Annotated in this window: 6 protein-coding genes; 5 read left to right on the forward strand and 1 reads right to left on the reverse strand. The window is 38.1% G+C overall.

All coding sequences use genetic code 11. The features are described from left to right. Positions 1-165: 165 nt before the first annotated feature. Entirely contained in the window at positions 166-1,569 is a 1,404-nt protein-coding gene (locus JUJ52_RS22265; RefSeq protein WP_166529937.1) for a SpoVR family protein, read from the reverse strand. A gap of 349 nt (positions 1,570-1,918) precedes the next feature. On the opposite strand from JUJ52_RS22265, the gene JUJ52_RS22270 reads away from it, so the two are divergent. The 5 genes from JUJ52_RS22270 (at position 1,919) to ymzB (ending at position 5,897) form a co-directional block, all read left to right on the forward strand. Beyond that, the gene (locus JUJ52_RS22270; RefSeq protein WP_026681863.1) at positions 1,919-2,851 is read left to right on the forward strand and encodes a metal ABC transporter solute-binding protein, Zn/Mn family; all 933 of its coding nucleotides are present in this window, start codon (positions 1,919-1,921) and stop codon (positions 2,849-2,851) included. Between the two features lie 13 nt (positions 2,852-2,864). Beyond that, entirely contained in the window at positions 2,865-3,617 is a 753-nt protein-coding gene (locus JUJ52_RS22275; protein ID WP_026681864.1) for a metal ABC transporter ATP-binding protein, read from the forward strand. Between the two features lies 1 nt (position 3,618). Then, positions 3,619-4,488 (forward strand): metal ABC transporter permease, encoded by an 870-nt coding sequence (locus JUJ52_RS22280; protein WP_121604077.1) that lies wholly within the window; start codon positions 3,619-3,621, stop codon positions 4,486-4,488. Beyond that, a complete protein-coding gene (locus JUJ52_RS22285; RefSeq protein WP_026681866.1) occupies positions 4,485-5,375 on the forward strand; it encodes a metal ABC transporter permease in 891 nt (296 codons plus the stop codon). Before JUJ52_RS22280 ends, JUJ52_RS22285 begins: the two co-directional genes overlap by 4 nt. A gap of 171 nt (positions 5,376-5,546) precedes the next feature. Continuing rightward, positions 5,547-5,897 (forward strand): protein YmzB, encoded by a 351-nt coding sequence (ymzB, locus tag JUJ52_RS22290; RefSeq protein WP_026681867.1) that lies wholly within the window; start codon positions 5,547-5,549, stop codon positions 5,895-5,897. Positions 5,898-6,115: the final 218 nt, after the last annotated feature.

Genomic DNA, 6,115 nt, shown 5'->3' on the forward strand with positions numbered 1-6,115 from the left:
GCGGAAAGCGAAGTAATTAGTCGGAGCATTGCCAATATACATCAAACATTTCAAAATTACTACTTGGCTTAACGCAGTCATTGCACTGATTTTATACTTTCTTATCTTTTAAAAAACGGATTGTTTTCGTTATGTCCCAACTTATTTCAATAGATATATTCATAACTAAAGCTGCCGATGATACGTTTTCCTCCCATCATGGGAATAAATAACTTTCTTATCCTCCACATAGGTTTCTAAATATACTGTTTTGCCCCAAAGCTGATGAATATAAGGAAGCACATGCTCTAAATATTTTAGATCTAATTCTATCCCTTCATAATTGTGAATCAAATAGAGCTCCCCATTCCGCAAGTAATCTCCATTTTCTACGGTTATATATGGAAATCCTCCATTTACTCGCATGGAAATAAGCTGATCACGTACTGCTTCATAATCTTTATTGGTAATTTGATAGTTTCTCCCCTTTTTCTCAAATAAATACATATCTTCTCTCGCTACCAAGTCTTTCGTTAAATAATTACGGATGAAGGAGATATCCGATTCCAGCTCTCTTACTTCAAAAATCTTTTCTCTTCCTGAATTTTCTTTTATGCCTAATTGCTTCATTTCCTTCGTCGGATGATTATACCGCTCCTCAATGTCTTCAAAAATTTTTATCCCTAAATAATAAGGATTTATTTGATGCTTCGAAGGCTGCACAACACCGGCATTTAATGTAGCAAATTCAACGGTCTCATCACTTGTTAAATCCATCTCACGTAAAATACGCTGATGCCAATAAGATGCCCAGCCCTCGTTCATAATTTTTGTTTCTAGCTGTGGCCAAAAATATAGCATCTCCTCACGCATCATTGTTAAGATATCCCGTTGCCAATCCTCTAGGTCTCTACTGTATTCTTCAATAAACAATAATAGATCCTTCTCTGGCTGAGGAGGAAACTTCTTCCGCTTGTTTATTTCCCTCTTCTTGTTATCATCTGATTTCTCATCTAAGCTCCATAAATCATCATAAGGTGTTTTAGGAGCAGATGTATCTTCTTCCTCTTCGTCCTCCATATAATAAGCAGGTAATTTTGGCCTTACGATGGATGGGTCAATATGTTCTTGAATTGCAAGAATCGCATCTAAAAACTTCTCCACTTCCCTTTTTCCATAAACCATCTCATAATGTGCAATTCGTTCAGCGGTAGCCGTCATACTTTCTACCATGTCTCTTCTTGTATTCGAGAAACGGACATTATTTTTGAAAAAATCACAATGCGCCAATACATGCGCTACAATTAATTTATTCTGAATAAGACTATTCGTATCAAGCAAAAAAGCATAGCATGGGTCAGAATTGATAACAAGTTCATATATTTGGCTTAGACCTAGGTCGTATTGTAGCTTCATTCGATGAAACTGTTTACCAAAGCTCCAATGACTAAAACGCGTCGGCATACCATAAGCACCAAATGTGTAAATAATATCGGCTGGGCAAATTTCATAACGCATTGGATAAAAATCTAATCCAAATCCTGATGCAATTTCTGTAATTTCATCAATGGCACGATGAAGCTCCTTCATCTCTGTCAAATAGATCCCCCCAAACGTACTTTATACAGTTTATGAACAAATACTAGAATGATTACAGTTAATAAGATTTGCATGTACAATTACTTGTACTTTTAATTTGCTTTCTTATACAAAATGAGTACTTATTACCTAGTTAAAATGTGTTAACGTAAAATTTTTGATCAAAAGTATTGCTATTTTTAAACCAGTACCATATAATTTGCCTATAGGAAACATTTTAATCCTGATAAAATGTTTTGGACATAATACAACAAGAGAATTACTAACATAAGATACAAGTAGATTTTTTTTAGGCTTGTTTTGCCTTAGACAAACATTATTAGAGAGGGGAAATACTACATTGAGGAAGATAGGATTATTTTGCTTAACCGTATTACTTATCATTGGGATCGTGGGTTGTTCTTCCGGATCTGATGAAGCTAATGGATCGGAAGAGAATCCCATAAACGTCGTTACAACGATAGCCCAAATTGGAGATATAACCGAGAATATCGGCGGAGATCTTGTTGAGGTAAATAGTTTAATGGGACCTGGAGTCGATCCGCATTTATATAATGCAGTTCAAGGTGATATTCAGAAGATGACAGAGGCAGATATCATTTTCTATAACGGACTTCATTTAGAAGGACAAATGGGAGAGATTTTTGCAGAAATGAAACAGGAAAAACCTACTATTCCCGTTGCAGAAAATATACCAAAAGAAAAATTATTAGCTGATCCGGAAAGCCCAGATATTAGTGATCCACACGTTTGGTTTGATATTAATCTCTGGAAATATGCAGCAGAAGCTGTCCGAGATGGATTAATTGAGTTGGACCCCGATAATAAGGAAACGTACACCCAAAATACAGCGGCTTATCTAAAAGAGCTTGATGAATTAAATGATTATGCGCTGGAACGATTCGAGGAAATTCCAGAGCAAAGCCGTGTACTAGTAACCGCTCACGATGCATTCAATTACTTTGGAAAAGCCTATGGCTTTGAAGTAATGGGATTACAAGGCTTAAGCACAGAGTCAGATTATGGAGTAAATGATATCCAGCGTATTATTAACGTATTAGTAGAACGAAATATTAAAGGTGTATTTGTAGAAAGCAGTGTTTCCGAACGCTCGATTAACGCTGTGGTAGAAGGTGCGAAGGAAGAAGGTCAAGAAGTATCCATTGGCGGTGAATTATATTCTGACGCAATGGGAGAAGCAGGTACTGAAGAAGGTACTTATATCGGAATGTTTAAACACAATGTGGAAACCATTGTTGAATCTCTAAAATAAGGTGGGAGTTAGTATGTACGCATTATCAGTAAAAGATATATCGGTAACCTATGATAAACAGCTTGCCCTTGAGAACGTGTCTTTTGCTGTACCGGAGGGATCGATAACAGGGATTATTGGTCCAAACGGTGCTGGTAAGTCGACACTTATTAAATCTATTCTACAATTACTACCTACTTTATCAGGTAGTGTCGAGATATTTAATAAGCCTATACGCACACAAAAGAAAATCATTGGTTATGTCCCTCAACGAAGTGAAGTTGATTGGGACTTCCCAACTAATGCTCTAGATGTGGTATTAATGGGGAGATACAATCATATTGGATTATTTAAACGAGCAAACAAAAAAGAAGTGGCATGGGCAAAAGCATGCCTTGAAAAAGTGGGAATGCAAGATTACGCTACACGCCAAATTAGCCAATTATCAGGGGGGCAACAGCAGCGCGTATTTCTTGCCCGAGCCATGGCACAGGATGCCAAAGTATACTTTATGGATGAGCCATTTGCAGGAGTAGATGCTTCAACCGAAAAAGCTATTATTCAATTAATGAAAGAATGGAAAGCAGAAGGTAAGACAGTACTTGTCGTACACCATGACTTACAGACAGTTAATGATTATTTTGATCATGTATTATTATTAAATAAATCACCAATTGCTTATGGGGAAACACAGTCGGTATTTACGTTAGACAATTTGGAACAGGCATATGGCGGGAAAATTGCATTTTTACAAAAAGCCCCTTCAACAGTAAAGGAGTATACGTAAAATGGAAGCAGTAACATCCTTTTTCTCCAGCGCTAACCTGCAATGGGTGCTCATCGGTAGCTTACTTCTAGGGTTTGCTAGTGGTGTCATCGGCAGTTTTGTTTTACTCAAAAAACAAAGCCTTATCAGTGATGCCATGGCCCATGCAGCTTTACCAGGGGTATGTATTGTATATATTCTGTTTCAAGTAAAATCTGTACCTTTTTTATTAGCAGGTGCGGCGGTTACAAGCTTAATTGCAACGCAATCGATTCAAACGATTGTAAATAGGTCGCGCATTAAAACCGATGCTGCTATCGGAATAATCATATCTGTTTTCTTTGGTCTTGGAATTGTTTTACTGACGTATATCCAGCAAAATTCAAGTGGTAACCAAGCTGGGCTTGATTCATTCATCTTTGGGCAAGCTGCTTCGTTAGTACGAAGTGATGTTCAACTAATTGCCATTGGTGCATTCGTTTTAATCATTCTTACTGCTTTGTTCTTTAAAGAATTTAAAATTAGTATCTTTGATCCGCAATTTGCACGTGGAATTGGTTTACCAGTAACATTTTTCAATGGGGTTCTGCTATTTCTAGTAGTTGCCGTCGTTGTAATTGGTATTCAGATGGTAGGTGTTGTCTTAATTGCAGCACTATTAATTACACCACCGATCTCAGCAAGATATTGGACGGATCGTCTCGGGTTAATGACCATCCTAGCTGGTATTTTTGGAGCCATTTCTGGTGTGAGCGGCGCTGTCTTAAGTACTGCTCTTCATAATCTACCCACAGGTCCGGTGATTGTTCTAAGTGCATCACTTATCTTTTTCATTTCCTTACTTTTTGGATCAAGAAAAGGGCTTTTATTTAAAGGAGTGAGGCACGCATGACGTATACAATGTGGATTATATTAACTGGATGTCTTGTAGGTGTAACCTGTGGTGTAACTGGGTCTATCCTTGTATTACGTAAAATGTCAATGATTGCAGATGCGATCAGTCATACTGTTTTATTAGGTATCGTGGGAGCATTTTTCGTAACCCAATCGTTAAATGGGGTTCCCATGCTAATTGGAGCTGGTATCGTTGGTATTTTAACGGCTCTATTTGTTGAAATGCTACACTCCTCAGGCGTACAATCAGATGCTGCAATTGGGATTGTATTCACATCCTTGTTCGCCCTAGGTGTCGTACTAATATCCTTTATTGGAGACCAAGTACATTTGGATGTACAGCACGCACTTATGGGAGAAATTGCTTTTGTACCGTGGGATACTCTGACAATCAATGGTGTCAGCTATGGACCCGTTGCCGTTTGGATGCTTGGGGCAGTGCTGATTATTAACTTACTATTGATTATTCTGTTTTATAAAGAAATAAAAATGTCAACATTTGATGCACAGTTTGCAACATTAATTGGTGTACCTGTCGTCTTAATTCATTATTTATTAATGACAATGGTATCCCTATCTACGGTAGCATCCTTTGATAGTGTGGGAGCAATACTAGTGGTAGCCATGCTTATTGTACCAGGGGCCACCGCCTATCTGCTAACCGATCGATTTCTTGTATTACTCATCCTAAGTGGTGTGATCGGTATCCTATCTGCACTAATGGGCTATTGGTTTGCCGTTCAATTAAATGTATCCATTGCTGGATCAATGGCAGTAGCAACAGGTGTACTATTCCTTGCAGCTTTCTTGTTCAGTCCAAAACAAGGAGTTATTACACGGAAATTCAGAAATAGTAAGGAAGAAACCATACAACAGTCAGCATAAGGACAGGCCGTAGTGCAATTCTAATCGGGTATAAACCAAGGGACTTCCTCATCGGAATTCCTTGGTTTATTTTTTAATATATTGCTATTTGTGAACTAATCAATCTTATTGTGAACTTCAACTGTATGATTCTCCTCAATCGGGAAAAGCTAGTTCATAGGAGGAATCACTATGGCAGATCAATTTTTAACAATTGAACAGTTTAATAAGCTTTTGAAAAAGTGGAGTGGAAAACGTGTAAAAATTGCAAAACAGGAGCTTCACGATTATGATGAAACGATTATGGATCTATCTAAAGTTTCTTATGAGACAAACACACGTAGAATTGATGATTACCAGCCCTTACATGCTCTACAACTGAATGGAATGGGTGAAGTCGAAAATGCTTCCAATCATTTTGAAGAATTGCCAACTTCTATGTACGAAATTCCACTGGAGGATACATCCCTATACCAATTTGACGGCTCACGTTTTGCCTTGGTAACAGATCGTGCCATCTATACCATCGAAATAGCAGATTAGCATCCATAGCCTTCCAGATAAATAAAAGCGCATACACCCGCCGATTAAAAACATAGCGACTGGAGCGACTCAACGGGGATAAAAGAATCACGGTGTGTTAGTGTAGCCGACAATGACTTATCATAGTGCGATTCGTGAAGTCGCCCCCGTTTCTGGGTGCTGAAGCTGGGCGCGGCTCAACACGCGCCTAATTATCCACATGGAAAAATTTTTTAACT

Source organism: Virgibacillus sp. AGTR, assembly GCF_016919725.2.
Lineage (GTDB): Bacteria > Bacillota > Bacilli > Bacillales > Amphibacillaceae > Virgibacillus > Virgibacillus salarius.